This is a genomic window from Desulfomicrobium aestuarii (genome assembly GCF_055385525.1).
The window spans coordinates 3,789,124-3,814,449 of record NZ_AP042427.1 but is presented as its reverse complement, the minus strand read 5'-3'; the positions used below and the strand labels follow the sequence as shown (position 1 = coordinate 3,814,449).

At 64.9% G+C, this 25,326-nt stretch carries 24 protein-coding genes, 2 tRNA genes and 1 riboswitch; of the genes, 9 read left to right on the top strand and 17 right to left on the bottom strand.

The window, feature by feature from the left end; translation table 11 throughout:
• Positions 1-58: 58 nt before the first annotated feature.
• From ACZ5AC_RS17625 to ACZ5AC_RS17605, 5 genes are read right to left on the bottom strand one after another with little or no spacing between them, the layout of a single operon-like run.
• Entirely contained in the window at positions 59-2,662 is a 2,604-nt protein-coding gene (locus ACZ5AC_RS17625; RefSeq protein WP_464248860.1) for a PAS domain-containing hybrid sensor histidine kinase/response regulator, read from the bottom strand.
• Positions 2,659-3,393 carry a phosphoribosyltransferase family protein gene (locus ACZ5AC_RS17620; protein WP_464248859.1) on the bottom strand — a complete coding sequence of 245 codons (735 nt, stop codon included), beginning with the start codon at positions 3,391-3,393 and terminating at the stop codon, positions 2,659-2,661. The genes ACZ5AC_RS17625 and ACZ5AC_RS17620 overlap by 4 nt, the downstream gene beginning before the upstream one ends.
• On the bottom strand, positions 3,387-3,947 hold the full coding sequence (locus ACZ5AC_RS17615) for a flavodoxin family protein (RefSeq protein WP_464248858.1): 561 nt from the start codon (positions 3,945-3,947) through the stop codon (positions 3,387-3,389). Before ACZ5AC_RS17615 ends, ACZ5AC_RS17620 begins: the two co-directional genes overlap by 7 nt.
• Positions 3,944-4,126, bottom strand: coding sequence for a hypothetical protein (locus ACZ5AC_RS17610; protein ID WP_464248857.1), 183 nt, complete (start codon positions 4,124-4,126; stop codon positions 3,944-3,946). The genes ACZ5AC_RS17615 and ACZ5AC_RS17610 overlap by 4 nt, the downstream gene beginning before the upstream one ends.
• A gap of 54 nt (positions 4,127-4,180) precedes the next feature.
• Positions 4,181-4,810 carry an MBL fold metallo-hydrolase gene (locus ACZ5AC_RS17605; protein WP_464248856.1) on the bottom strand — a complete coding sequence of 210 codons (630 nt, stop codon included), beginning with the start codon at positions 4,808-4,810 and terminating at the stop codon, positions 4,181-4,183.
• Positions 4,811-4,934: 124 nt separating this feature from the next.
• Here ACZ5AC_RS17605 and ACZ5AC_RS17600 point away from each other — a divergent pair, with 124 nt between their 5' ends.
• Both ACZ5AC_RS17600 and ACZ5AC_RS17595 read left to right on the top strand, forming a co-directional pair.
• Positions 4,935-7,379: a diguanylate cyclase domain-containing protein gene (locus tag ACZ5AC_RS17600; RefSeq protein WP_464248855.1), complete on the top strand. Its 2,445-nt coding sequence runs from the start codon at positions 4,935-4,937 to the stop codon at positions 7,377-7,379.
• Positions 7,380-7,421: 42 nt separating this feature from the next.
• Positions 7,422-7,497: transfer RNA gene (locus tag ACZ5AC_RS17595), tRNA-Asn, on the top strand.
• 295 nt (positions 7,498-7,792) lie between these two features.
• Here ACZ5AC_RS17595 and ACZ5AC_RS17590 read toward each other — a convergent pair.
• Positions 7,793-8,302: an IS630 family transposase gene (locus ACZ5AC_RS17590; protein ID WP_464250615.1), complete on the bottom strand. Its 510-nt coding sequence runs from the start codon at positions 8,300-8,302 to the stop codon at positions 7,793-7,795.
• Positions 8,303-8,321: 19 nt separating this feature from the next.
• On the bottom strand, positions 8,322-8,834 hold the full coding sequence (locus ACZ5AC_RS17585; RefSeq protein ID WP_464247925.1) for a helix-turn-helix domain-containing protein: 513 nt from the start codon (positions 8,832-8,834) through the stop codon (positions 8,322-8,324).
• Between the two features lie 115 nt (positions 8,835-8,949).
• On the opposite strand from ACZ5AC_RS17585, the gene ACZ5AC_RS17580 reads away from it, so the two are divergent.
• The 4 genes from ACZ5AC_RS17580 (at position 8,950) to ACZ5AC_RS17565 (ending at position 12,221) form a co-directional block, all read left to right on the top strand.
• A complete protein-coding gene (locus tag ACZ5AC_RS17580) occupies positions 8,950-10,029 on the top strand; it encodes a TOBE domain-containing protein (protein ID WP_464248854.1) in 1,080 nt (359 codons plus the stop codon).
• Positions 10,030-10,067: 38 nt separating this feature from the next.
• Positions 10,068-11,381 carry a radical SAM protein gene (locus ACZ5AC_RS17575; RefSeq protein ID WP_464248853.1) on the top strand — a complete coding sequence of 438 codons (1,314 nt, stop codon included), beginning with the start codon at positions 10,068-10,070 and terminating at the stop codon, positions 11,379-11,381.
• A 49-nt stretch (positions 11,382-11,430) separates the two neighbouring features.
• A complete protein-coding gene (locus ACZ5AC_RS17570) occupies positions 11,431-12,057 on the top strand; it encodes a hypothetical protein (RefSeq protein ID WP_464248852.1) in 627 nt (208 codons plus the stop codon).
• Positions 12,058-12,145: 88 nt separating this feature from the next.
• Positions 12,146-12,221, top strand: a tRNA-Asn gene (locus ACZ5AC_RS17565).
• 87 nt (positions 12,222-12,308) lie between these two features.
• Here the strand turns inward: ACZ5AC_RS17565 and trxB are convergent.
• From trxB to ACZ5AC_RS17525, 8 genes are all read right to left on the bottom strand, one after another.
• Positions 12,309-13,256 carry a thioredoxin-disulfide reductase gene (trxB, locus tag ACZ5AC_RS17560; protein WP_464248851.1) on the bottom strand — a complete coding sequence of 316 codons (948 nt, stop codon included), beginning with the start codon at positions 13,254-13,256 and terminating at the stop codon, positions 12,309-12,311.
• A 28-nt stretch (positions 13,257-13,284) separates the two neighbouring features.
• The gene (locus ACZ5AC_RS17555) at positions 13,285-15,702 is read right to left on the bottom strand and encodes a Lon protease family protein (RefSeq protein WP_464248850.1); all 2,418 of its coding nucleotides are present in this window, start codon (positions 15,700-15,702) and stop codon (positions 13,285-13,287) included.
• A complete protein-coding gene (locus ACZ5AC_RS17550; RefSeq protein WP_464248849.1) occupies positions 15,695-16,153 on the bottom strand; it encodes an Hsp20/alpha crystallin family protein in 459 nt (152 codons plus the stop codon). The genes ACZ5AC_RS17555 and ACZ5AC_RS17550 overlap by 8 nt, the downstream gene beginning before the upstream one ends.
• 30 nt (positions 16,154-16,183) lie before the next feature.
• Positions 16,184-17,062, bottom strand: coding sequence for a hypothetical protein (locus tag ACZ5AC_RS17545; RefSeq protein ID WP_464248848.1), 879 nt, complete (start codon positions 17,060-17,062; stop codon positions 16,184-16,186).
• A gap of 58 nt (positions 17,063-17,120) precedes the next feature.
• Positions 17,121-18,125 (bottom strand): ABC transporter ATP-binding protein, encoded by a 1,005-nt coding sequence (locus ACZ5AC_RS17540; RefSeq protein WP_464248847.1) that lies wholly within the window; start codon positions 18,123-18,125, stop codon positions 17,121-17,123.
• Positions 18,122-18,781 (bottom strand): ABC transporter permease, encoded by a 660-nt coding sequence (locus ACZ5AC_RS17535; RefSeq protein ID WP_464248846.1) that lies wholly within the window; start codon positions 18,779-18,781, stop codon positions 18,122-18,124. Before ACZ5AC_RS17535 ends, ACZ5AC_RS17540 begins: the two co-directional genes overlap by 4 nt.
• 136 nt (positions 18,782-18,917) lie before the next feature.
• A complete protein-coding gene (locus ACZ5AC_RS17530; protein ID WP_464248845.1) occupies positions 18,918-19,790 on the bottom strand; it encodes an ABC transporter substrate-binding protein in 873 nt (290 codons plus the stop codon).
• Positions 19,791-19,877: 87 nt separating this feature from the next.
• Positions 19,878-20,450 (bottom strand): FlgO family outer membrane protein, encoded by a 573-nt coding sequence (locus ACZ5AC_RS17525; protein ID WP_464248844.1) that lies wholly within the window; start codon positions 20,448-20,450, stop codon positions 19,878-19,880.
• Between the two features lie 139 nt (positions 20,451-20,589).
• Between ACZ5AC_RS17525 and ACZ5AC_RS17520 the strand changes: the two genes are divergently transcribed.
• From ACZ5AC_RS17520 to ACZ5AC_RS17510, 3 genes are all read left to right on the top strand, one after another.
• Complete coding sequence (locus ACZ5AC_RS17520) at positions 20,590-21,282, top strand: hypothetical protein (RefSeq protein ID WP_464248843.1); 693 nt, start codon at positions 20,590-20,592, stop codon at positions 21,280-21,282.
• Positions 21,279-22,034 (top strand): FlgO family outer membrane protein, encoded by a 756-nt coding sequence (locus tag ACZ5AC_RS17515; protein ID WP_464248842.1) that lies wholly within the window; start codon positions 21,279-21,281, stop codon positions 22,032-22,034. Before ACZ5AC_RS17520 ends, ACZ5AC_RS17515 begins: the two co-directional genes overlap by 4 nt.
• 137 nt (positions 22,035-22,171) lie before the next feature.
• Complete coding sequence (locus ACZ5AC_RS17510) at positions 22,172-22,315, top strand: hypothetical protein (RefSeq protein ID WP_464248841.1); 144 nt, start codon at positions 22,172-22,174, stop codon at positions 22,313-22,315.
• Positions 22,316-22,410: 95 nt separating this feature from the next.
• Here the strand turns inward: ACZ5AC_RS17510 and ACZ5AC_RS17505 are convergent, their stop codons facing one another.
• A complete protein-coding gene (locus ACZ5AC_RS17505; RefSeq protein ID WP_464248840.1) occupies positions 22,411-24,471 on the bottom strand; it encodes a ribonucleoside triphosphate reductase in 2,061 nt (686 codons plus the stop codon).
• Between the two features lie 33 nt (positions 24,472-24,504).
• Positions 24,505-25,143 carry an anaerobic ribonucleoside-triphosphate reductase activating protein gene (locus ACZ5AC_RS17500; protein WP_464248839.1) on the bottom strand — a complete coding sequence of 213 codons (639 nt, stop codon included), beginning with the start codon at positions 25,141-25,143 and terminating at the stop codon, positions 24,505-24,507.
• Positions 25,144-25,209: 66 nt separating this feature from the next.
• Positions 25,210-25,320: riboswitch (cobalamin riboswitch) on the bottom strand.
• Between the last annotated feature and the right edge of the window lie 6 nt (positions 25,321-25,326).

The window sequence follows — 25,326 nt, the reverse complement described above, 5'->3', positions numbered from 1 at the left end:
AGGGAGGATGTGCATAAAACGAAACCCCGGGGCCGTCAACCGAAATCTGTCAACCGCCTCACACGCACCACTTCCCCAGCGTCTCCCGCAGATCCTTCAGGCTGTAGGGCTTGGGCAGATGCCCGTCCATGCCCGCCTCCCGGCTCTTCTGCTGGTCCGACTCCAAGACGTGGGCCGTGAGGGCGATGATCGGCACCTCCAGGCCCATGGCCCGGATGGCCCGCGTGGCGTCCAGCCCGTCCAGAACCGGCATCTGGATATCCATGAGAATGATGTCGAAGGCCTGCCCCCCGGCCAGGGCATCCACGGCCTCCTGCCCGTTCTCGGCCATGGTCACCCGCGTCACGCCTAGGTTACCGAGCATCTTCTTGAGCAGACCGCGGTTGAATGCGTTGTCCTCCACGGCCAGCACCCGGACGTCGGCGTAGGCCCCTTCCCCGGCCACGTCCTGCGACAGCCCCTGCACACGAGGCATGGCGCGGGCGGGGACGTCCAAGGGCAGGACGAAGGAGAAGGTGCTGCCCTGACCGGGGAGGCTGCGCACGGAGATCCCGGCGCCTCCGAGCAGGCGGACCAGGTTGTTGGCGATGGTCAGCCCCAGCCCCGTCCCGCCGTACTGCCGGGTCAGGGAGCCGTCGACCTGCTCGAAGGACGTGAATATGTCCTTCTGGCGGTCGGCCGAAATCCCGATGCCCGTGTCGCGCACGAAAAAGTGCACGCCGGCCCGGCCGCCCCGCACCGGTTCGGCGCTGACCGTGATCTCCACGCTGCCCCTCTCGGTGAACTTGACGGCGTTGCCGACGAGGTTGACCAGGACCTGCACGAGCCGCCCCGGGTCCGTGCGCACGGTCGCGGGCAGCCCCGTCGTGGTCAGCCGCAGTTCCAGGCCCTTCTGGTGGGCCTGCTCGCCGAACATGGTCCGCAGGCGTTCGAGCATGGCCGCGAGGTCCACGTCCTCGGGCACGATGCGCATCATGCCGGCCTCGATCTTGGAGAAGTCGAGGATGTCGTTGATGATGACCAGCAGGCTTTCGGCGCAGACCCGGATGCTCTGCACGCACTCTGCCTGTCCCGGGTCCAGGGCGGTGTGGGAGAGCAGCTCGCCGTGGCCGACGATGGCGTTCATGGGCGTGCGGATCTCGTGGCTCATGTTGGCCAGGAACATGCTCTTGGCCTGGGAGGCCGCCTCGGCTCTGCGCCGGGCGTCGATGATCTCCGTGACTTCGATGACGCTGACGATCATGCCGCCGAAGGCGTCCTTGCCCAGCACGGGCTGCATGCGCACCACCAGTGCCATGTCGCGGAAGGATTCGAGCTGGATCTCGCGCAGACGGGTCCGGGGGTCGCGCGTGAGGCTGCGCAGTCCCTCGTCGAGCTCGTCCTTGAGCACTCCGCCTGGAAAAAGGTCCCAGACCCTGGTTCCGAGTAGCCGACGCCTGTCCAGGCCGAGGATGCGGCAGAGGCTCGCGTTGACTTCTATCACGGCCCCTTCTTCGTCGCTCAGGGCCACGCCTTCGTCGATGCCGGCCAGAAGGGACTCCAGGCGCGACTTCTCCTGCAGCAGGGCGTTTTCGGCCTGCTTGCGTTGGGTCACGTCCATGAAGACCTCGAGGATGAGCGTCTCGCCCTTGAGGATGACGGGAATGGAACTCTTGATGACGTCGAGGGTCCGGCCTTGCATGGCGTGCATGCGCACCTCATGCTCGAACTCGACCCGGGGGCCGTGTTCTGATGCCTCCGCCTCCTCGCAGAACATGTCCCAGGGGATGCGCCGCTCGAAGAACCAGCCGGGCTCGATGTCGAGAAGGTTGGTGGCGGCGAGGTTCACGCGGCGGATGGCGCGGTCCTGGCCGAGGATGGCGATGCCCACGGGCAGGGCCTCCAGAATCCGCTCCATGCCGGCATTGGCCTCGACCACGGCTTCGGCGTCCCGGGCCCGCTCTTCCAGGAGCCCGCCCACGGCGGCCATGCTGCGCAGACACAGCCCGCTCAGGACCGTCAGCAGCAGCCCTCCCAGCGCGATGCGGGCCGCCAGCGCACGGTTGGCCCGCGTCTGATGATCGTCGATGTGCCCGGAAATGCTCTGGGCGATACTCCGCGAGAGGGCCTGCGCCGTGCCCTCGGCCTGGACGAAGAGGCTCTCGACACGCGCAACCGCGGCCGGGTCGTACGTCCCCGCCTTGCCCGCGCCCGCGGTCAGCTTGGTGCTCGCGTCCAGAATCCCCTGGACCATGGGCACGAGCGGCGAAGCCGTGGCCAGGAATTCGGGCGGCATGGGCTCGGACAGGACAATGGGAGCGGTTTCGGCCGCATCCCCCTTCACGCGCAGTTCCCCGCCCTGGTGCATGAGGACCAGAAGTCCCTTGGCCCGCAGGAGCCTCCTGTCCGCCTCGGCGGCAAGATCCGCGGCATCGGAAGCGTCGTTCTCCCCCGCCAGCCTGGAAATGGCCAGGCGCGCGGCCCCGAGATCGAAACGAAGACTCTGCACCAGTTCCAGATGGCGCTGATCGGTGCGCAGCAACTGCTGATGCTCATCGATGCTCAGGAAACGGTACGCTTCGATGCCCATCAGCGCGACGGCTCCCATGACCATGCAGACCAGCATGACCAGCAGGCGCTTCTGATCGGGATGCCTCCAGCGGAGGGCAAGAGCGCTCTTCATAGGGCCCTGGCCAGGATGAAGACATCCACCTTCGCGGCCCCGGCCTCCAGACAGGCGCGGACGCAGGCCGTCATCGTGGCCCCGGTGGTCATGACGTCATCGACGATGAGGATGTGCCGCCCCCGGATTTCCGGGGAGGCGGCGAAGGCCCCGGCCACGTTGCCGCGCCGGGCGGCGCGGCCCAGGCTCGACTGGGTGCGCGTCTCGCGGGTCTTGACCAGGGCGCCCATCAGCGGCCGCAGGGACATGGCCCGGCCCAGCATGCGGGCCAGCTCCGCGCTCTGGTTGAATCCGCGGCGCAGCACATGGCCCGGCAGCATGGGCACGGGCACGATCACGTCCGGCCGGCCCAGCCCCCGCAACTCCCAGGCCTGACGGGTCAGTAACGACAGCAGGCGGCCCAGGCCATGCTCGTGGCCGAACTTGTGCCGATGCACCAGTTCCTTGAGGGGCCCGTCATAGGGGCCGAAAAAGGCCAGCCCCGACCAGGGCGGCGGGGACATGCGGCAGGTCAGGCAGAGGTAGGCGGGCGAGCAGGGATCGGCGTAGCAGGTGCCGCACAGCGGGCAGTGCCCGCCCCGGCGAGGCTCCAGCTTCGATGCGCATTCCGGGCACAGGGGATGGTCCCGCGGATCGTCCAGCACCACCGCGCAGAGCTGGCAGCGGCGGCCGGCAAGGCAGATCAGGGCGTCCAGGAAACGCCCGGCCGTGACAGCAAGGCAGCCTACCATCCGCTCCTCCCGGCCAGTTCGCGCACGGCCTGCATGGCTTCACGGCTCCTGGAGAAATCCCCGGCCTCGTCGATGCCGCGCAACAGGGCGGTTCCTTCCAGGCGGAAGTCCAGGGCATCCAGAAAATAGCGCAGAGTCGGCAGAATGCCGTCGAAAAGTTTCTCGCCGCGCGGACGCCCGGCAAGGAGCACGACATAGGCCGGACGTACGGAACCCGCGGCCCGACCGCCCTGCCTGGCCATGTACCGGCACTGGGCGCGGTCGATCCAGGCCTTGGCCTGGCTGGGGAGATGATAGAAGTAGACGGGCGCGGTCAGGACGAGCCCCGAGGCCCGATCGAGCCGCGCGAAGAGCTCTTCCGCCTCATCCTCGCCGCTCATGCGGCAGACGCCGTCGGCGGCGCAGGCCCCGCAGCCCGTACAGGGCTCGACATGGTGGTCCCGCAGGCGCAGGACATGGCTTTCGCCATGCAGGCAGCGCGCGAAGTAGTCAGCGGCCTGATCGCTGTTTCCGCCCCCGCGGGGGCTCAGGGACATGATGACGGGCAGGCTCATGAGCGGCGTTTGCGGACGAATTCCGCCCGCACGAATTCCCCGACGTTCTGCGTGGTCAGGGTCCAGTCGGTTTCGACGTAGAGCGCGTTCTCGAGCTGGGGAACGACGCCCGGGCTGACCCAGAACACCTGCCGGTCCGTGCGGCTGAAACGCAGATGCCAACTGGCATCGGAACCCACGTGTCAGCACCTGCCCCGGAAATCGTGTTCGCCTTCGAGGATCACGAGGCCTCCCTAACGGATGAACTCGGTGAAAAAGGGGTTGTTGAGCCGTTCCTGCCGCACCGTGGTCTCAGGGCCATGGCCGGGATAGATGACGGTGTCCTCGGGCAGGGTGAAGATCTTGGTGCGCACGGAGCGCATGAGCTCGCGCTCGGAGCTGCCGGGAAAATCGGTGCGGCCCACGGAACGGTAGAAGATCAGGTCGCCGACGAAGACGGCACCGATCGTTTCGAAATAGAAGGACAGGCTGCCGGGGCTGTGGCCGGGGGTGGCCAGAACGCGGCACGTGGTGCCCAGGAGGGGCAGCTCGCCCTCCTCCAGGGGGGTGATCTCGAAGGCAGGCGTGCGGGGGAACCCCATCATGCCGCCCCCGCCGAGCTCCGTCTGCATGAGATAGGCGTCCTTTGGGTTGGCCATGACCGTCACGCCCGCGGCCGCCACCAGATCGGCGTTGCCCTGGATGTGATCGAAGTGCAGGTGCGTGTTGAGAACGCTGTGCAGGGCGAGCTTTCTGGAGGAGAGAAAGGACAGGATCTCGTCGGCGTCCCCGCCCGGGTCGATGACCACGGCTTCGCGGTCGGAGTGCAGGACATAGCAGTTGGTATCCAGGGGCCCCAGGGGCATGGCGGTCACGTGAAGCATCGATTCCTCCGTCGGAAGTGGTGTCTTCCCGGGCTGTAGCCACCTTCGACCCAAAACACAATTCTCCTTTCTGGACAAGGGGTGCGGCATGAGGCAAAGGCTTCGGAAACACCCGGGGTCAATCATGAACACGGCCAGCACCGTCTCTCCCCTGCGCCGGCAGGACATCGTCGAATACGAGCCTCTGCTCAAAAGCTCCTTCAAGGAGCTCCTGTCCTTTTCCTCCTACAGCCTCATGTTCCCGGCCGTAAGCCCCGAGGAACTGGAACCGGACCCCGAGCACCCCTACGGCAGGGCAGTGCTGGAGGACGACCGCCTCCAGCTGCCCCTCATCCGCGGCGACAGGCTGCTGGCGGTCTTCGAGGCCCGCGGCGTGGACGCCGGCAAGACGGCCCAGGCCCTGCCCTACCTGCCGGTCATGGCCTCCCTGTGCCTGGAGCAGATCGGGCTCAGGAAACTCGCCATCACCGACCCCCTGACGGGCCTGGCCAACCGGCACTGCCTGCACGGGGCGCTGATGCGGGAGATCTCGGGCATACTCGGCTCCATCATGCCCGGCCCCGAGGCCGTGGCCGACGATTCCCTGCAGGGGCACAGCGCCTGCTTCGGGCTGATCATGATCGACCTGGACCGCTTCCGGCAGGTCAACGAAAGCTACGGGCACCTCTTCGGCGACCGCATCCTGAACCTCGCGGCCGAGGTGCTGCGCGACGCGTGCCCCAAGCAGGCCCTGGTCTGCCGACTGGACGGCGACTCCTTCGGCGTGCTCTGGCCCCAGGCCTCAAGGTCCAAGCTGCGCGAACTGGCGTCGAACCTCGGCGTCGAGATGTCCAAGGTCACGGCCCGCTTCGCCCCCCTGCGCGAGGACGTGTCCGTGTCGGCCAGCATCGGCTTCGTCAACTATCCCCAGGACCTCCAGGGCGCGCAGTTCCAGAAGGCCCCGGCCGAACAGGCCTGGCTGGTGCTGGAGAAGGCCGAGAAGGCCCTGAACACGGCCAAGGCCAGCGGGCGCGGGCAGGTCTATTCCTTCAACCAGATCCTGGCCCAGGGCGGCGTCGTGCTCGAGGTCATGCCCATGAACAGACTGATCATCAACCTCGGCCGCAGCGTGGACGCCCACGAGGGCCAGCGCTTCCTGGTCTGGTCGCGCAAGTTCAACGGACGCGAGACCATCGTCGGCGCCAGCGGGGACGTGGTCTTCGGGCACTACCCGCCCATGTACAAGGCCGAGGTCTCCCTGGTGGAAGTCCAGGACGAAATGGCCATCGCCGAAATCCTGGTCCAGAACGACCCGGACTGGGTGGTGGAGAAGGGGGACAAGCTGACGCTCCTGGACGAGCATTCTGGGCTGATGGAGCAGCGCGAAGCCCAGCCCGGCGCCCGCTCCCCGCAGAAGGACCTGCTGACCGGCCTCTACCCCTACCGCGATTTCCTGCAGACCTGGCAGACCGTGCGCAGCCAGTCCAAGACCTTTTCCATGCTGCTCATGCGTCTGGAATCGCCCCACGCCGAACGCACGCCCATGGATCAGATGAAGGAGGAGCAGTTCTTCCAGGCCCTGACCAACCGCGCCGAAGCCCTCTTCGGCCCGTCGGCCCTGGGCGGCCGCTACAGCATGAACTGCGTCGTCTACCACGTGCCGGACATGGAGCAGGCCGAATGCGCAAGGGCCGTGCGCGAACTCTTCGAGGGCGAGCGCTTCGCCGGGCTGGACAAGTCCGTAGGCATCGCGGGCTACCCCTTCCTGGACTTCACCCGTTCCGACATCCTGGACAACGCCCGCAAGGCCCTGGACCACGCCGCCCTGCTGCAGGACGAGAAGATCGCCTGCTTCGACTCCATCTCCCTGAACATCAGCGCCGACCGGCTCTTCGCCCAGGGCGAAGTCTACGACGCCATCGCAGAATACAAGAAGGCCCTCACGGCCGACGAAGGCAACCTCCTGGCCCGCAACTCCCTCGGCGTCTGCTACGCCCGCCTGAACAAGTACACCTCGGCCAGGGCCATCTTCCAGGACCTCGCGGCGAGCCATCCGGACCAGATCATGCCCCTCTACAATTTCGGCTGCGCCTGCCTCAAGGACGGAGACCCCGAAGCGGCGCGGCAGGCCTTCGAGCAGGTCCTGGCCGTCAAGCCCGACCACATCTACGCCCTCATCCGCCTGGGCCTCATGGCCGAGGAGGAAGGGGATTTCGAACGGGCCTGGGCCCTCTACGAGCAGGTCGGCACCGCCCCCGAAGGCGAAGGGCAGACACCGGCCAGCAGCCTGGCCCACCGCTACCTGGCCCGCCTGGCCTTCCGCCGCGACGACCGCGACACGGCGCGCGAGCTCCTCCACCAGGCCATCACCGCCAACCCACAGGACGCCCACTCCTTCCACCTGCTGGCCAAGATCTATCTCGAGCGCGGCGACGACCCGGAGATCGCCGAGTCCCTGGCCCGCCAGAGCGTGCACCTCAAACCCGACGCGCCGGCCTTCTGGGAAGTCCTCATCTCGGCCCTGGAGCAGCAGGGCAAGGCCGAGGAGGCCGGACAGACAAAAATTCGCGCCGCGGCCCAAACCGGTTGACAGCGCGTCCCTCTTTGCCCTAAAGGGGCTTCTCACGAGCGATCCCCGGTAGCTCAGTTGGCAGAGCAGGTGGCTGTTAACCACCCTGTCGGCAGTTCAAATCTGTCCCGGGGAGCCAGAATTTCCAAGGCCCTTCACATCGAAGGGCCTTTTCTTTTTCCGCCCCCCTTCTTTTCCCCAATCTTCGACACAACCTGACTCCAAGGCGCAGGTCTTCGGCCGGGTGCCGTCCGTGCGGCGTCGGCTGTCCGACTGCGCCAGGCATCGTCGGGAGAACCGTTGCCCTCGCCCGAAGCGCGGTTTCCGGCCGTGCACGCAACGGTTATCCCCTACGAGGCCGGCAAAGGAGTTCCGACGCCGCACGGACGGCACCCGGCCGAAGACCCCACCGCCCTGAACCTATACTCGACGACCTAATTTATTGCGCATAACTTCCGGAGAACTTCGCTGCCATGACGCCATCGGTCGAACACACCCTCAACGGCACTGATCACATCCTCCAGTTTGGGGAAGTATCGGTTATGAGTAGCTTTTCTTCTCGTGATATTCCAAACCCGCTCAATGGGATTGAGTTCAGGGCTGTAGGGCGGCATGAACTCCAACGCAAATCTCTTATGGCAAGCCAATCTCCATTCAGCATGAAGCTGCGCATGGTGGTATCTGACGTTGTCGACGATCAGCACAACCCGCCTGCCCGAGTGAGAGCTGATTTGGCGCAAGTATTTGAGAAAGCCGAAAAATGTCTCTCCGTTGAACTTGTCTGCTTCTCGGCGATAGACGAACTTGCCATCTCTGATTCTCACTGCTCCGAAATATCCCACGCTCTTTCTTGTCGGATGATGGAGTACAACAGGGTCTTTCACATCTTTCGGAATCCACATGCGGCACCTGGATCCATGCTGTTCGAACCTGACCTCGTCCAAGGCCCAGATATCGATCCGTTTATTCTTCAGAAATCTCAGCAGTTTTTTTATATTCCGCCTGCTGGGCGGGATCAGCGTGCGCAATTTTCGGTCGAGGCTTGCGGAATCGAAAACCGAGTTGCCGGAAAAGGCGCTGACACTGTCGAACTCCCAGGGAGACGTCCCATTGGTCCTGAATGAAACACGAAAGGGTTTTTCCATCCCAAAGGCCTTGCAATCCGAATTCGGCTGGATCTTTTCGCAGGGCCGTCTCAATTGCAGCGAGTTGCTCTTTGGTCAGTCTACGGGGGCGCCCGGGCCGCTCTCCATCGACCAAACCTGCAAAACCCTCATTTTCAAACCTGTTGACCCAGTACGCGACTGTCCGGGGTGCATCGCCCAACATCTTTCCAGCCTCCCTGCAACTCAGTCCCTGCGCGACGAGAAGCATAGCGTGGAGGCGATGATCGTAGCGGGCTTCCTCGGTACGGCGAATTTCGTCCTGGATGGCCATAATCATGTCTTCGGCATCGGTGATTGTGAGTACTTTCATGGATCCACGATGCCATGATTTTATCAAGTGCGCAATTAATTATGTCGTCACGTATAGCCCCAATCTGCATTCTCTTCTTGCCTTTTCCCCTCCAACCGGTTCAAAATGCATTCTCATGAATTCCCCCACCAGCAAGAAGCCCCGGCCATCCTCCCGCCCGTCCGATCACGGCCGCATCGTGGCCGAGCCGTCCTCATGCCTGGACACGCTGCAGCTCGAACGCCTGGAACGGGAGTTCAGGACATGGGCCGAAGGAACGCCGCGCGCCGACGTGGCCCTGTCCCGCAGGCGCATCCTGCTCATCTTCCTGCTCATCCGCCATACCGGGGCCAAACTGCACGAGGTCCTGACGCTGAACCCCGTCCGCGACATAGACCATGCCGCCCTGACAATGGCTTTCGGCCGCGACGCACAGGGCGGCGAGCCGCGGACGGTGCCGCTATCCGAAACCCTGTCGCGGGAAATCAAGGCGCTGCTGGACGACGAGACCTTCCTTCACAGCGCAGGGCAGACCCTCAGCGTGGACCCGGCCTTCGTGCGCCGCAAGTTCTACGAACGGGCCCAGGCCTGCGGTTTCCCCAAGCAACTGGGCAGCCCGGAAGCCATCCGCAAGTCCCGCGGGGTTGAGTTGATGCAGTCCAACATGCCCCTGCCGGCGGTACAGAAGTATCTGGGTCACTCCACGCCAAACCTGACCTCGTCCTACGTCTCGTTCTCCGAAGACGACATCCAGGCCGTGACGTCCACGTTCCTGCAGCGCGAAAGCGCCCGCAAGACCAGCGCCCGCAACGCCTTCTTCGGCCGCGTCGGCCGCATCCTGCCGGCCGACCTGCAGGCAGTGGTGGAACTGGTCACTCCCGGCGGGCATACCATCTCGTCCATCATCACCCTGGACAGCCTGAACCGCATGGGCCTCAAGGAGGGCCGTCTGGCGACCATCGAGGTCAAGGCGCCCTGGGTGCATCTGTACCCATCCGAAGCGGAGCCTCTCTGCTCGGCCGAAAACCGCTTCCTCGGCCGCATCGTCCGCCTGACCCGCGGACGGATCAACACCGAATGCGTCCTGCGCATCGACGCCGAGACCGAGCTGTGCGCCATCGGGACCAACGAGAGCCTCGACCGCCTCGGGCTGCGCGAAGGCGCCGCGGCCTGGGCCGTGTTCGGCGCGTACGCCACCATCCTGCGCGTCGACTAGATCCTTCCACAACGCATTGCTCTCCACAGGAGACGGGCATGGATGCAACACGGCAAAGGGAAAGCGTCATCGAGGACAACGCACGCGAGTACGGCGCCCTCTACAACTACATGAACTGGATCGATGCCGACCGCGCCGCCGAGGCCCGGCAGCGGCGGGACGATCTGCTCGCACGGCCCGGCGTGCGCCTGTCCTGCCTGGGCACCAAGATCCATCACGGGCCCCTGTCTCCCGGTTGCCGTCAGTGCGCGGACAAGGCGTGGTCATGCCTGTTCATAAGCGGCCGCTGCAACGGCCGATGCTTCTACTGCCCCACGCCTCAGAACAACGACGACCCGCCCATGTCTGGAACCGTGCCTTTCCGGCGCGCCGGGGATTTCGCGGCCTTCGTCAGGCTGTTTGGGTTCGGCGGAGCGAGCGTCAGCGGCGGCGAACCGTTCCTGGATTTCGAACGCAGCCTCGAATACGTCCGCGCCTTGCGCGCGACCTGCGGCCCCGGCCTGCACATCTGGCTCTACACCAACGGCATCCTGGCCACCGCGGAGAAGCTCGCCAGGCTCGCCCTGGCGGGCCTGGACGAAATCCGCTTCGACATAGGGGCCACGGACTACTCCCTCGACGCGGTCCGTCTGGCCAGGGGCGTCGTGCCCACGGTGACCGTGGAAATCCCGGCCGTTCCCGAGGAATTGCAACGCCTGCGGACGCTGCTGCCAAAGATGTGGGAGGCCGGGGCCTCCCACCTGAACCTGCATCAGCTCCGTCTCACCCCGCACAACGCGCGCCATCTGCTGGAACGCGACTACACCTTCGTGCATGGCCCCAAGGTCACGGTGCTCGAGTCGGAACTGTGCGCCCTGGAACTGGTGGCGCATGCCGCGGAGCAGGACCTGCCCCTGGCCGTCAACTACTGCTCCTTTGCCTACAAGAACCGTTTTCAGGCCGCAGCCGCCCGCGAGCGTTTCGGTTCGTGGCTGCTGGAGAACGGCGAGGAGTTGACCGCAAGCGGCCATATCCGGACGGTCGAGACGCAGGATTCCCCGCATTCCCCCTGGAGGGCCACGCCGCTGTCCGCTGTCGCGGCCGCGGACGCGGCGCTGCGGGTTGGCTACGACGCCGCGTTCCTGCGCCCCGCAGCCGCCCCCGGACACGCCCACCGCATCGTTCCCGTCACGGAGGGCTTCGACGTCGTGCTGGAACGCCACTGCGTCCAGGAACCGCGCCCCATCACCCTGGACGGATTGCGTCACAAGCGGCAGCCCCCCGTTGCGGACCCCGCGCTGCCGGGACGCTACCCGCCCCTGCTTGACGCATCTTTCGAATGGCTCACGCCCGGGCTCGGGGTGTACTTTTAACATGCAATACTTACTCAAAAAGAGTCTTCACCAACGCAAGGAGGACGCCATGTTCGCCCGAAAACTTAAAAGATGTGTTCTGTTTTTGCCGATGCTGGCCCTGCTGGCCCTGCTGGCCGGATGCGCGTCTACGCCCTTCGCCGACCGCTACGGACCGGGGGCCGCGGAAGTCGTCTTGTGGGGATCAGAATCGATACCCATCGGACCCGAGTGGCGCTTCATCGGCGAAGAGCAGGTCTCTGTCCGCGGCAAGATCAGGGACACCGCTCTGACTCCGGTCGACTTCGTCCAGACACTGGTCTTCGTGCAGGAGGGGGAAGGGCCGGCCTCGATCCTGCTGCTGTCGAGAGTCATCAAAACAGCCGGAAGAGAGGTCTTCGTCTTCCTCGGCGGCGGCAAGACGGAACTCGGCGGCCGCGAATACCGCGAAAGCCTGTACTACCTGTCGTCCTCGACCACCGACCCTGAATACAAGCGCTACCTGGCGAAGGTCTCCGACGCGGGGGCCACGCTCGCATCGAGCTACCGGGTCCGGGTGTTGGACAGGCTGCCCGTGGATACGGTCCTGACTCGTGTCATGGAACTGACTCCCGGAGAGGGGGCGTCGCAGCTGCCGCCCTTCGCGAGAATGTATCCACAGGAACGCCTCGACCCGATCATTCGGGGGTTCCGTTGAGCGGAAGAAGGGGCTGACGGCAAAAAGAGAATGCCCTCCGTGTTGACAGCCGCGCCCCCTTTCCCTAAAAGCGCCTTCTGGCCGACGTTCCCCGGTAGCTCAGTTGGCAGAGCAGGTGGCTGTTAACCACCCTGTCGGCAGTTCAAATCTGTCCCGGGGAGCCAGAAGATTTCACGCCGCAGGCGACAAAAAAACCCCTTGTTTCCAAGGGGTTTTTTTGTTTTCCGCGAACGGGAATGCGGCAGGCCCGGCTACTTGCGGCCGGCTTGGGCCTTGCGAGCCTCCACGTAGTGCGCCGCGGCCAGGGCCGCGACGCAGCCGTCGGCCGCGGCCAGGACGATCTGGTTGGCGTACTTCTGCCGCAGGTCGCCCACGGCGAAGATGCCGGGCAGGCTCGTTTCGCACTTCTCGTCGGTGACGACATACCCCGCGGCGTTCATCTTCACCCCTGCCGGCACCAGCATGTTGTTGGGCCTGAACCCGACGAAGATGAAGACGCCGTCGGTGTCGATGTCGCGGGTTTCCCCGGTTTCCACATGCTGGACGGTCACGCCGGTCACGCCCTGGTCGTCGGCCGCGATGTTCGTCAGCACGGAGCTCAGGACCAGGGTGATGCGTGGCTCGGCGAGGACGCGCTGCTGCAGGATGCGGCTGCCGCGAAACTCTTCCCTGCGGTGCACGAGGTAGACCTTGCTGCAGATCTTGGAGAGGTACAGGGCGTCCTCCAGAGCCGTGTCGCCGCCGCCGACGACGATGACGGTCTTGCCGCGAAAGAAGAAGCCGTCGCACGTCGCGCAGTAGGACACGCCCTTGCCGTACTGCTCCATCTCGCCGGGCACGCCCAGCTTCCGGGCCGAGCCGCCGGCGGCCAGGATCACGGCGTGGGTGTTCAGGCGCGTGCCGTCGGCCAGCACCACTTCATGGAAGTCCACTCCGGGCTCCACACGGGCCACCTCGTTCTCCCGAATCTCCAGATTGTACCGCTTGGCGTGGTTCAGAAACTTCTCGCACAGCTCGAAGCCCCCGACCTCCTCGATGCCGGGGTAGTTCTCCACGTCCTTGGTCAGGGCGATCTGCCCGCCGGGCATGCCTTTCTCCACCAGCACGGCGTGCATGGCCGCGCGCATGGCGTAGATGCCCGCCGAGAGGCCCGCCGGCCCGCCGCCGACGATGACCAGATCGTACATGTTGTTTTCCAAGACTGTCTCCTTCCGGGCACGGGCCCGCTCAATCCTTCTTGTTGTTGTCGTCCTTGCCGAACTGGGCCATGGCCTGGGCAAGATTCTTCAGGCGCTCGTCCACCAGGGCGTAGATGGTGCCCTTGGGATAGCTTCCGTCCTTTTTCCGTATCCCGGCCTTCTTGCCGGTCAGTATCTCGATGCCCTGCTCGATGGTGCCCACGGACCAGATGTGGAACGTCCCCCCGCGCACGGCGTCCACGACCTCGGGCTTGAGCATGAGGTCCTTGACGTTTGCCTTGGGGATGATGACGCCCTGCTCGCCGTTCAGCCCGCGCGCCTTGCAGCAGGCGAAGAACCCTTCGATCTTGTGGTTGACCCCGCCGATGGCCTGCACCTCGCCGTTCTGGTTGACGGAGCCCGTCACCGCGACGCCCTGCTTGATGGGCACGCCCGAAAGGCTCGACAGCAGGGCGTACATCTCCGTGGACGAGGCGCTGTCGCCGTCCACCCCGGAATAGCTCTGCTCGAAGGCGATGGACGCGCTCATGGCCAGGGGCTTGTCCTGGGCGAACATCTTGCGCAGGTAGCCCCCGAGGATGAGCACGCCCTTGTTGTGGGTGCTGCCCGAGAGGTCGGCCTCGCGCTCGATGTTGATGATGCCGGCCTTGCCCATGGACGTGGCCACGGTGATGCGGCTGGGCTTGCCGAACATGATGTCGCCCATGCTGTACACGGCCAGGCCGTTGATCTGGCCGACCTTGGCGCCGTCCGTGTCGATCATGATGGACCCGCGGTCGATCATGTCCTGGATCTTTTCCTCGATGAGGCTGGAGCGGTGGATGCGGGCCTCGACGGCCTGCGCCACGTCATCCCTCTCCACCATGTCCCGGCCGGCCTGCTGGGCGAAATACTCGGCCTCCATGAGCAGATCCGTCAGCTTGGGAAAGGTGGCGGCCATCTTCTCCTGCCGCCCACCCATGCGCACGGCCTCCTCCACCAGGGCCGCAACGGCCGTGCGGTCGAAGGGTCGCAGGCCGTGCTCGGCGCAGCGGGCGCGGACGAAACGGGCGAACTGGCTCACGGCCTCGCCGGTGTTGTCCATGGTCGTGTCGAAGTCCGCCCGGACCTTGAAGATCTTGGGCACGTCATCGTCGTAGTGCTGGAGCAGGTGGTACATGTAGGTGTCGGCCAGGACGATGACCTTGATGTCCATCTCGATGGGCTCGGGCTTCATGGACGAGGTGGTGAACAGATAGAAGGGGTCGTAGGTCTGGATCTCCATCTTGCGGCTCTTCAGGGCGCGCTTGAGGGACTGCCAGACGCCCGGTTCCATGATGGCGTCCAGGAGGTTCAGCACCAGATAGCCGCCGTTGGCGCGCACGAAGGAGCCGGCCTTGATGCGCGAAAAGTCCGTGCGCCAGACGCCGCTGCGGTCCACGATGCGTTCGATGCTGCCGAACAGGTTGCGGTAGGTCGGGTATTCCTCGATGATGACCGGCGGCCCCTGCTGCTCGGAGTTGTCCACCAGCACGTTGACCGTGTACTGCTCGAAGGGATCGCCCACGGGCATGTGCGGGGGCTGTTCCTGGGCGAAGAAGATGGCGATGTTCTCGACCATGTTGTCGATCATGTGCTGAAAGTACTCGTTCAGCTCCTCGCAGGCGAAATCCTCGCGCAGGGGGGCGATGAGGTCGTCGGCCAGGTTCGAGAACATGGTCTTGTCGGCCTGCCGGTTCTTCTCCTGAATTTCCTTCTGGAGCTGGCGGACCTGCAGGAAGATGGAATCGATCTCGCTCTTGATCTCGGAATGCTTGGCCTTGATGCGCTCGAACTCGTCGCGGGGGAAGCGGCCCTTGTCGACCATCTGTTCGAGCTTGAGGACCGGGGTGGGTTCACCGTCGACGACGGGCATGACCTCGGGCGGCTGCCCCTGGCGCCCCTGGAAGGTGACCAGGGCGAAGCCGGCCTCCTTGACCTGCTTTTCGAGATTCATGAAGAAGCTCGCGGTCTTCTTCTCGTAGGCCTCGTTGATCTCGTTCTTGCGGGCGAGATATTCCGGGCTCTCGAAGAGCTTGGGAACCTCTTTCCTCAGCTCGTCCACCAGCCCCTGCATGCTCTTCTTCAGACGCGCGCCCTGCCCCTGTCCCAGACGCACCAGGATGGGGGCTTCGGGGTCCTTGAAGTTGTTCAGGTAGCACAGGTCGCCGGGCACCTTGCCGCCCTGGACGGCCAGGGCCAGGACCTTCTTCACGGCGTCCATGCGGCCGGAGCCCGGAGCGCCGGTGACCAGAATGTTGAAGCCCGGACGACGCACCCCGATGCCGAAACGCAGGGCTTCGACGCCCCGGTCCTGGCCGAGGATCTCGTCCAGGGGTTCGAGTTCGTCCGTGGTGGCGAAAGGCAGGGTGGAGATGTCGAGGGTCCACCGCAGTTCTTCGGGAGTCAGTCGTAAGGATTCACTCATGCCTACCTCGCTCGTTGTTGTGCTCGTTCGCCCGCATCCGCACCGACGTGCGGCCCGCGAGCCTGGGCAGGACGATCCTGAGCATTCCGCCCGCGTAGCTGGCGGTCACATGGTCCGCGTCCACGGCCGAGGAAAGCCGCACGGAGCTGGCGAACCCCTGCCGGGAAATATACAGGCTCCCCGCGTCCCGGTCCTCCTCAACCCTTTCCCCGGAAATGGACAGCCGGTTCCCGGACACCGAGACCTTGATGGAGCGCGGGTCGAGGTTGGGGACGAGGGCCGTGACCACGATGGCGTCGCCTTCGCTGACCACGCGCACATCGGGCTCGCAGCGCAGCAGCCGAAGATCCAGGGGGCTGCAGAAGTCCCGCACGAGGGAGTCGAAGAGCTCCTCCATGTCCTGTCGGAGCTTCCCGAGTTCGGCGCGGTGCCACAAATGCAGATCGGACATATCGCCTCCGCCGCAAAACGTGAAAAACCGTCAAAGGCCGGAGAAAAAGGTCCCGAAGGAAATGTTCCCGGCGTCGCCAAGACAATGAATATCACTCCGGGCGCCCCTGCGGTCAAGTCCGTGTTCGAGGTCGGCGCGCAGGGCCGGCAGCCCCGCCTGACGCTGGGCGTGGTCGAAATCGACGATGAGCAGGCGGGCGTGCGGGTGGACGTGCAGGGATCCGGGCAGGCGGTAACGCCGTGCGTGGCGGGTGTCGAGGGCGGCGCCGCGCTCCAGGAGCCCGCGGATCCAGACGGAGGCCGCCGCCTGGTCCGCGAGCCGGCCGTCCATCTCGCGCATCCGCCAGACGATGCCCCCGCGCCCCTTCAGGCGCAGGTCTCCGTCAGCGTAGCGCCGCATCAGGAAAAAAACGGCTGTGCCCTGCGGGGACAGGGCCACGAGGTCGACCCGGCCAGCGGCAAAGGGGGCGTCAACGGCCAGAACACAGGAGTGGCGGAGAAAGAGGCGGTCCAGAATGGCCTGCCGGCGGTCCGCATGGCGGCAGGCGCGGCGGCGGACATGATCGTAGTGTTCGGCCAGCTCGGACAGGGTCCGGACCGAGCGCGCGCAGGCCGCGTCATCCCCGAGAACGGCCCGCCCTCCCGGATGGGCCAGCAGGAGATGCTCGGACTCGATGCGGCATTGCGGCTCGCCGTCGCGCAGCCCGATCTCGACGAAAGCGTTCCCGTGCAGCCGCACGGCGACCCCGGACTCGTCGACTCTGGGAATTGCTTCCGAATCAGTCACGACCTTCGACCACCAGCCGCTCTCGTCACGCCGCAGTTCGTTCAAGCGCAGACACAGTTCGAACCAGCGCGGACGGTCCGGCGCTTCCTGCGAAGAGAGGTATTGCGACATCCGGTCTGGCACGTCGTTCATCCTGGGGGTTGAAGGGGTCAGGGCGGCATCTCGCCTTTCGGCCACGAAGTCAGCGCACCGGCAAACACTCCACCGCTTCCGGGCTGATCTCCGCCAGAACCATGTCGCCGATCTCCAGCCTCGCCGCCTTGAAGTCCGCCACACGCATCTGCACATGCAAAGGATACCCGAGCTCAACGCTCAAGGAAACCATGTCCCCCTCGAGACGCACCTTGGACAGCGGCCCTCGGTTAGGCCCGGTATCCGAGGGTTTGCCCAGCCGCACGCCTTCCGGGTCGATGGAGACCTGCACCCTGCCTGCCTCGCATGCCGACACCGGAACCCGGAAGCCCTCTGCGATCCGGCACCACTTCCGGCCGTCCTCGACCGTCACGAGACCGGCGTAGGAATTCGTCCGCGCGCGCGTAACCAGCTTGCCGTCATCGAGATAGATGAACTCGGGACACAAGGCCTTGGCCTGGGAACGATTGTGGGTGCACAGCACGAGGGTGGTATCCCCCCGGTCGCGCAGTTCGGCCACAATCTGCTCGATGAGGACCCTGTTCTGGGTATCCACGCTTGCGGTGGGCTCGTCGAGCAGCAGCACCTTTGGGCGGCTGGCCAGAGCCCGGGCTATGGCCACGCGCTGGGTCTCTCCTCCTGACAGGCGCGGGGCGTAGGCTTCGGCCAGATGCCCGAGACCGACCAGTTCCAGGGCCTCGGCCACCAGCACGGCCCGCCGCTCGCGGTCCACCCCGCGCACAGCCAGCCCGTAGCCGACGTTCTCGCGCACGCTGCGGCTGAACATGACCGGATGCTGCTCGACCAGTCCGACATCGCGCCGCAAAACACGCAGGCTGGGCTCGTTCCAGGATACGGGACGCCCTTCGAAATGCACGTCCCCCGCATGGGGGGCGTTCAGAAATGCCAGGATGGACAGCAGCGTGGATTTTCCGGCCCCGTTGGGCCCCTGCAGCGCGTAGGTCCGTCCCTGCTCGATGTACAGCCCGGCCAAGTCGAGCACTGTCCGGCCGTCATGGGATACGCGCACGTTCCGCAGATCGTAGAGGCTCATCGGCGCGTCCTCCCCTGCACATACCCCAGCAGCATGTTCACGCCCAGACTGATGGCCAGCAGCACGAGCCCCAGAGCCAGGGCCAGCACGAATTCGCCCTTGTCGTATTCGAGGGCCATGGCCGTCGTCATGGTACGGGTAAAGCCCTTGGCGTTGCCGCCGAGCATCATGGAAATGCCGATCTCGGATATGACCCTCCCGAATGCGGCGACAACAGCTGCCATGATGCTGAACCGCGCCTCGTGCAGGATGACCATGGCCGCCTGCCACCCCGAAGCCCCGAGGGTAAGCGCCGTGCGGCGGTAACGTTCGTCTATGCGGCTCACCGCTGCGATGGTGAAGGCGATGACGATGGGTGTGATGAGGATGATTTGCCCCACTATCATGGCTTTCTGCGTGTACAGCCAGCCCAATGCTCCGAATACGCCCCTGCGGGAAAGGACGGAATAGACGAGCAGTCCGATGACTACGGTGGGCAGCGCCAGCATGGTGTTGAAAAACGTGATGCACGTCTGCCTGCCGCGAAACCGTCCGATGCCGATGGCAAACCCGGCCGGCACCCCGAGAATGCATGCGGCCAGGGTGGACCAGACGCTGACATTCAAGGACACGCCGACAATGTGCAGCAATTCGTCGTTGAAACCGATCACCATCATCAGCGCTGCGTGAAGACTGTCCCAGAAAAACATGAAGAGACTCCGAGATGAAATAAAATAAGAGGCCCACTGCAACAGCAGGCCCCGTCATCACCGAAGACCTGATTCTGCGGCAGATATCCTGGGCCCCTGCGGCCTACTTCGCGTCGGGGAAGAAGAGCTGCTTGTCAAGCAGCTTGTAGTCGCCGATGACCTTCTGCCCGCGTTCGGAAACCAGCCATTTGGCGAAAGTGTCCGCCAGATCGAAGCGCACGTGGGGGTGCTTGGCCGGGTTGACCGGGATGACGCCGTAGGGGTTGAAGAGCGTCTTGTCGCCTTCGCTGACGGGTTCGAGCTGCAGGCCCTCGGCGCGGCCGAACTTGTACTGGACGTAGGTCCCGCGGTCCGTGATGGTATAGCCCTGCTTTTCCTCGGCAAAGGTCAGGGTCTTGCCCATGCCCTGTCCGATGGACATGTAGCCCTTCATGCCTTCTGGATGCACGGCCGTGAACTTCACGTCCTTGTCCTTGGCCTTGAAGACCGTTTCCTCGTCCTCCAGGGGCAGCCCCGCGGCCTTCCAGAGCTCCTGCTCCTTGGCGTGGGTGCCGCTGTCGTCGCCGCGGGAAACGAAGACCGCCTCGGACAGGGCGATCTTCTTCATGGCGACCGCCGCGTCGAGGCCCTTGGCCTTGGCCGGGTCGCTGGCCGGGCCGATCAGCAGGAAGTCGTTGTACATGACGTAGTAGCGCTTGGTGCCGAAGCCGTCGGCCACGAACTTCTCCTCGCGGGCCGGGTCGTGCACGAAGATGACATCCACGTTGCCGTCGACGCCGTCCTTGATGGCCGCGCCGGTTCCCTTGGCCACGACCTGGACGTCGATGCCCGTGTCCTTCTTGAACTCGGGCAGAAGCGCCTCAAGGAGCCCCGAAGACTCTGTGCTGGTGGTGGTGGACATCTTCAGCACCTTGTCCTGGGCCATGGCCGTGACGGGCAGCAGCAACAACGCGAATACCAAGAGCAATTTCTTCATGCTTCCTCCAGATATGTAAAGATTGACACACGACTTTGCGTATAAGTCAATCTTGACACAAGAACAAGCATGAAGGGGGCCGGCACGTCACCTGAGTGTCGTTTCCACGGACGGCTGGACGGAAGCCGACCTGGTTTCGGCCTTTTGTTGGTGGGCATACGGCAGGGAAAAGTCCGAAGAGGCCAGGGCGATGCCGTCGCTGGCCCGCAGGACACGCGCGTTGACGTACATCTGGCGCCCCACGACCGTGTACGTCCCGACCAGGACGGAATATGCTGCGGAGTCGGTGTTGATCTCCGCGATGTCGCGGGACAGGGCCATGACGCCGCCGGATGGATCCACGCGCAACTGATCCGAACGCAGCTGGATTTCCGTCACGGAGTAGCCGTGCTGGCTCAGCCGCGATGCGACCTGTTCCGACAGGAGCCGCCCGAGATCATTGGTGTTCTCCATGCTGCCCGAATCGACGAAGGACGCCGCGAGCATGGGATAGGACGCCACCGGGCCTCCCGAAAGCTGCGAGTGCAACTGGTCGCCCGCCTTGTAGGAAAAATCCAGCAGGCGCGGCTCGACAGGGCCCGAGGCCTTGCCGACGAAGGACGGCAGCTGGATGCAGCCGCAAAGAAACACACTCGCCAGAGCGATGAATATTCTGGACATGGTCGAACCCCCCGGAGAAAAATGCCGACTGACCGTTCCGAAGCATGCCTCGTGCCAAAGGCTGCCAGCCTAACCTTAAGTTTTCTTCGGCGCGGCCGATAACCTGATCATGGAAAGAACCGATTTCAAGGAGCAAATCATGCGCCTGACCGCCCTTTTCGCCCTGATGGCCGTAGTGTCCCTGGCCGCCTGCTCCCCGGCCGGCATCAACGGCGCGCAGTCCGACAGCTTTGCCACGGCCCAGGCCCCCCTGGCCTCCGGGTACCCGCTGTCCTCGCAGCCCAAAATGCAGGCCATGGCCCACTGGGACCGCCTGGCGGCCACAGTCGCCGGCAACTGCGCCAAGGCGCTGGATCACTTCCATCCCGATGGGGAACTCCGCGTCTACGTCGCCCCTGCGCAGGCCACCCCGTTCGGCAAATCCTACCGCGAGGCGCTGCTGACCCGCCTGGTGGACTACGGCGTACCGGTCTCCTTCACGCCGAACGGGGCCGCGGTTCTGGAAGTGGGCGTTGAGACGGTCACCCACCGCCGGACCCTCGCGCGGACCCGGTCGGGCCGCCTCCTCATCGCGGACCCGGACTTCGTGCAGGCCAAGGACGACAAGGGACGCTACCCGAAGGTCCCCATGGTGTCCGAAGAGAGCGGCCTTTTCGATCCGGATACTCCGCAGACGGAAATTCAGGTCACCTCAGCCCTCGTCCACAACGGCGGCTACCTGTACCGGGATTCGAGCATCTTCTATGTCGACGGCCGCGACATGGCCCACTACAAACTCGGCGCGCCGAGCGGCGACGTCGAGCTCAAACGCTATTCTCTGGTGAACAAATGACCCGCGCCATCCTGCTCTTCTGCGCCCTGCTCTGCGCCATCCCCGCCCCCGGCGCGGCCGGTTGCGGGGCCTCTCGCATCGAGGAACTCTGCACCGCTCTCGCCGACAGCCTGGCCGGGAACCTCCAGGTCCGCCTAGACCGTTCCTCCGCCATCATGACCGCCCCCTTCGCGGACCTGAACGACCTCAGGTCGACATCCCCCCTGGGGCGCATCCTGGCCGAGGAGACCGGCAACGCCTTCGCGCGTCACGGGTACCGCGTGGCCGACACCCGCGCCTTCATGCCGACGCCCTACAGCCTCAAGGAGAACGGGGAGACGGCCCTGTCCGGCAGCCCGGATCAGGCCGGCTCGACCTCGGGGCTGCAGACCGTGCTGACCGGCACATACACCCTGGCCGACGGCGGGGTGCGGGTCAGCGCGCGCATCGTGCAGACCGCGGACCACGTCGTCCTGGCATCGGCCTCGTGCCGCCTGCGCCTGACCGAGGAAGTCCGCCTCCTCATGGGGGCGGCCCCGTCCGCCGTCAAGGCCAAGACCCCGCCCGCCCCGCTCCTCGACCTGAAGCACAGGTCCGACGCCAAGCGCGTCCAGCAGGCCCTGGCCAGCCAAGGCCTCTACAAGGGCGGGATCGACGGCGTATGGGGCAAAAGATCCAAGGCCGCACTGGCCCGTTTCCGCGCCTCCCTGGGCCTGCCGGCCACCGCCCAGTGGGACCGGGGCACCCAGGACGCCCTGCTGCCTCCGTCCTGACACGCCAGCGCCCCGAAATCATACAAAAATACAATCGTCAGAAATTCACTTGACGAACAGACCATTCGCGCCTAATTGACCCTCGCTTCAAAACGACATTCACGAAATTTACCATATTTTCGAATACGAGGCTCATCATGCGCGAAATTACCGTCTTTCTGCACTCCCAGAAAATCAACCGCCCCGAACCGGTCATCTCCAAGGCCATCCTCCGGCTGGCCGCCGGGCTGCGCTCCGTCTTGAGCAGCCTGGGGCAGGGGAACCGGACGGCCCTGCGCTGACTCCCCCTCCCGGCGCCCCGGGACCAGGCCTGCAACGTCAAACGGCCGGACTGCACAAGCAGCCCGGCCGTTTTCTTTATGTTTCCCGCGAGGGCCTAGGCTCCGAAGCAGGAGGCCTGGGAGTATTCCACGCGGTCCTTGTACTCGGCCTGCTTGCCGCGGTTCCACATCTTGACCGGCCGGTAGTAGCCAACCACCCGGGTGTAGACCTCGGTCTCCTGGCCGCAGCGCGGACAGGTGGCCTGTTCGCCCGTGAGATAGCCATGGTCCTTGCAGATGGAGAAGGTCGGCGTGACGGAGATGTAGGGGATCTTGGTCTCGCTCAGGGCCTTGACGATGAAGCTCCGCAGGGCCTTGATGTCCGGCACGGACTCGCCCAGGAAGCTGTGGAACACAGTGCCGCCGGTGTACATGGGCTGCAGACGGTTCTGGTGCTCCAGGGCCGTGAAGATGTCCGTGGTGTGACCCACGGGCAGCAGGGTCGAGTTGGTGTAGTAGGGCACGCCGTTGCCCGAGGCATGGATGTCGGCGTAGAGCTTCTTGTCGATCTTGGCCAGGCGGTAGCTCGTCCCCTCGGCCGGCGTGGCTTCGAGGTTGTAGAGGTTGCCCGTCTCCTCCTGGAAGCGCGCCGTGATGGTCCGCAGATGGTCCAGGGTGCGGATCATGAGCCTGGTCCCGGCCTCGGTCTCGATGCCCTTGCCCAGGAGGTTGAGGCATGCCTCGTGGCCGCCCAGGATGCCGATGGTGCTGAAGTGGCCGCGAAAGCCGTTCTTGAGGTAGCGCCGGGAGAAGGGGAACATGCCCTTGTCCATGTTGTCAGCGACCATCTTGCGCTTGAACTCCAGGGAATCCTTGGCCAGGGCCGCGTACTCGCCGACCAGGTCCAGGAAGTCCTCCTCGCCCTGGGCCAGGTAGGCGAGCTTGGGCAGATTCACGGTGACCACGCCGATGGAGCCCGTCAGGTCTCCGGCGCCGAAAAGGCCGCCCGTGCGCTTGCGCAGTTCGCGCAGGTCCATCTGCAGACGGCAGCACATGGAGCGCACGTCCTCGGGCTTGAGATCGGAGTTGATGAAGTTCTGGAAGTACGGGGCCCCGTACTTGGCCGTGAGCTTGAGCAGCAGTTCGCCGACCTCGGACTCCCACGGGAAGTCGGGGGTCACGTTGTAGGTCGGGATGGGGAAGGAGAAGATGCGGCCGTGGTAGTCGCCCTTGAGCATGACTTCCAGGAAGGCGCGGTTGATCATCTCCATTTCCGCGCCGTATTCGCCGTAGGTGCTGTCCTGCAGCGCCCCTCCGATGATGACCGCCTCGGAGGCGATGTGCGCCGGCGGGGTCAGGTCGAAGGTCAGATTGGTGAAGGGGCTCTGCCCGCCCCAGCGCGAGGTCGTGTTCAGGTTGAAGACGAACTTCTGCATGGCCTGCTTGACCTCGTCGTAGTTCAGGCCGTCGTGGCGCACGAAGGGCGCGAGGTAGGTGTCGACGTTGTTGAAGGCCTGGGCGCCGGCCCACTCGTTCTGCAGCGTGCCCAGAAAGTTGACCATCTGGCCCAAGGCCGCGTCGAAGTGGCGCGAGGGGCCCGAGGAGCAGCGGCCTTCGAGATTGAAGCCCTCCAGCAGCAGGTCGCGCAGGGACCAGCCGGCGCAGTAGCCGGCCAGGCCGAAGGACAGGTCGTGAATGTGAAAATAGCCGTGCTCGTGGGCCTGCCTGATCTCCTCGGGGTATTTCTCCAGCGAGTAGCGGGCCTGGACCGAGCCCGAGAGGTGCAGCATGAGCCCCTGGAAGGAGTGGGCCATGTTGGCGTTCTCGCTCACGCGCCAGTCGGACTTGTTCAGGTAGCTGTCGATGGTCTCGGTCACGTCCAGGAACGTCTCGGTCTGGCTGCGGATCTGGCGACGCTTCTCGCGGTACACGATGTAGCGGCGTGCGACGTGATAGAGGCGGGACTCCATGAGCACCTGCTCGACGGTGTCCTGCACGAGCTCCTGCTCAGGATTGTCCATGCCGTCGAGCTTGGCCTCCACCTTCCCGGCCAGGCGTTTGGCAAGGAGGGGGTCCTTGATGCCGCTGGCGTTCAGGGATTTGAGGATGGCCTGGGCAATGCGGTCCACGGACCAGGATTCAATCCGTCCATCACGTTTCACAATCTGCTGGGGCATGAATACTCCGATCAAAAAATCTGGTTGAGGTTTTCAGGAAACGTCCACGGCACTTCGGGGCGGCACGAACTCCTGGAAGGACAGGGGCTGGTCCGCGGGCACCTGGGCTCTCGCCTCCTCCAAGTCGTCCGGAGAAAGAGCCGGAACCTTGGTGCAGCGAAAATAGATTCGCCCCGGATACTCGCCGGCCAGGTCGAAAACCCGCTCCAAGGACTGCCTGGCCCCTTGGGGCGTCATGGCGTGCCCGGTCAGCTCCGGGTACATCCGCCACGGTCCCTTGACGTCCACGGCCAGGGTCTGGACCAGGTTCTCCCTGAGCAGCTCGGCCAGGACATCGGGGGCGGACCCGTTGGAATCAAGCTTGACCGGGAGCCCCGTGGCCGCCAGGTCGACGAGCAGTTCCCGCAGGCCGTCCAGGCAGGTCGGTTCGCCTCCTGACACGGTGATCCCGTCCAGCCAGCGGCGACGCCTGCCGAGGTCGGCCAGCACCGTCGCCCTGTCCAGGGCGGGCAGTTTTTCCCAGGTCCAGGCCAGGGAGGCATTGTGACAGGTCGGGCAGCGCAGGTTGCAGCCGCCGGTGAAAAGCACGCAGGAAACCCTTCCGGGCCAGTCGCACAGACTCACCGGCTCCATGCCGCGCACGCGATCCCAGACCGGGCTCGTGTCCGTCATGTTCGCTCGAAGTGGATGGACGTTTCTTTCTGAATATCTCAACACCCTGCATCCGCGTGCAGAGGGTTAAGAGAAATGCTTCAGGCCGGTTTTCTGGCTCGCCCTCTCGGGCTTACAGTGGCGGGACCGCCCCGGATTCGCACCGGGTTCCCAAGCTCCTGAAGTGGATCAGCGGAACGGAGA

Excerpts from the sequence above, each read along its gene's own strand:
- ACZ5AC_RS17605 (WP_464248856.1), bottom strand. The coding sequence starts at position 4,810 with ATGCTTCACGTGACCGCCATGCCCCTGGGGCCCCTGGATACCAACTGC.
- ACZ5AC_RS17600 (WP_464248855.1), top strand. The coding sequence starts at position 4,935 with ATGAACACGGCCAGCACCGTCTCTCCCCTGCGCCGGCAGGACATCGTC.
- ACZ5AC_RS17575 (WP_464248853.1), top strand. The coding sequence starts at position 10,068 with ATGGATGCAACACGGCAAAGGGAAAGCGTCATCGAGGACAACGCACGC.
- ACZ5AC_RS17585 (WP_464247925.1), bottom strand. The coding sequence starts at position 8,834 with ATGAAAGTACTCACAATCACCGATGCCGAAGACATGATTATGGCCATC.
- ACZ5AC_RS17540 (WP_464248847.1), bottom strand. The coding sequence starts at position 18,125 with ATGAGCCTCTACGATCTGCGGAACGTGCGCGTATCCCATGACGGCCGG.
- ACZ5AC_RS17535 (WP_464248846.1), bottom strand. The coding sequence starts at position 18,781 with ATGATGGTGATCGGTTTCAACGACGAATTGCTGCACATTGTCGGCGTG.
- ACZ5AC_RS17520 (WP_464248843.1), top strand. The coding sequence starts at position 20,590 with ATGCGCCTGACCGCCCTTTTCGCCCTGATGGCCGTAGTGTCCCTGGCC.
- ACZ5AC_RS17500 (WP_464248839.1), bottom strand. The coding sequence starts at position 25,143 with ATGACGGACACGAGCCCGGTCTGGGATCGCGTGCGCGGCATGGAGCCG.
- ACZ5AC_RS17625 (WP_464248860.1), bottom strand. The coding sequence starts at position 2,662 with ATGAAGAGCGCTCTTGCCCTCCGCTGGAGGCATCCCGATCAGAAGCGC.
- ACZ5AC_RS17510 (WP_464248841.1), top strand. The coding sequence starts at position 22,172 with ATGCGCGAAATTACCGTCTTTCTGCACTCCCAGAAAATCAACCGCCCC.
- ACZ5AC_RS17555 (WP_464248850.1), bottom strand. The coding sequence starts at position 15,702 with ATGAGTGAATCCTTACGACTGACTCCCGAAGAACTGCGGTGGACCCTC.
- ACZ5AC_RS17580 (WP_464248854.1), top strand. The coding sequence starts at position 8,950 with ATGAATTCCCCCACCAGCAAGAAGCCCCGGCCATCCTCCCGCCCGTCC.
- ACZ5AC_RS17620 (WP_464248859.1), bottom strand. The coding sequence starts at position 3,393 with ATGGTAGGCTGCCTTGCTGTCACGGCCGGGCGTTTCCTGGACGCCCTG.
- ACZ5AC_RS17515 (WP_464248842.1), top strand. The coding sequence starts at position 21,279 with ATGACCCGCGCCATCCTGCTCTTCTGCGCCCTGCTCTGCGCCATCCCC.
- ACZ5AC_RS17505 (WP_464248840.1), bottom strand. The coding sequence starts at position 24,471 with ATGCCCCAGCAGATTGTGAAACGTGATGGACGGATTGAATCCTGGTCC.
- ACZ5AC_RS17525 (WP_464248844.1), bottom strand. The coding sequence starts at position 20,450 with ATGTCCAGAATATTCATCGCTCTGGCGAGTGTGTTTCTTTGCGGCTGC.
- ACZ5AC_RS17550 (WP_464248849.1), bottom strand. The coding sequence starts at position 16,153 with ATGTCCGATCTGCATTTGTGGCACCGCGCCGAACTCGGGAAGCTCCGA.
- ACZ5AC_RS17615 (WP_464248858.1), bottom strand. The coding sequence starts at position 3,947 with ATGAGCCTGCCCGTCATCATGTCCCTGAGCCCCCGCGGGGGCGGAAAC.
- ACZ5AC_RS17570 (WP_464248852.1), top strand. The coding sequence starts at position 11,431 with ATGTTCGCCCGAAAACTTAAAAGATGTGTTCTGTTTTTGCCGATGCTG.
- ACZ5AC_RS17530 (WP_464248845.1), bottom strand. The coding sequence starts at position 19,790 with ATGAAGAAATTGCTCTTGGTATTCGCGTTGTTGCTGCTGCCCGTCACG.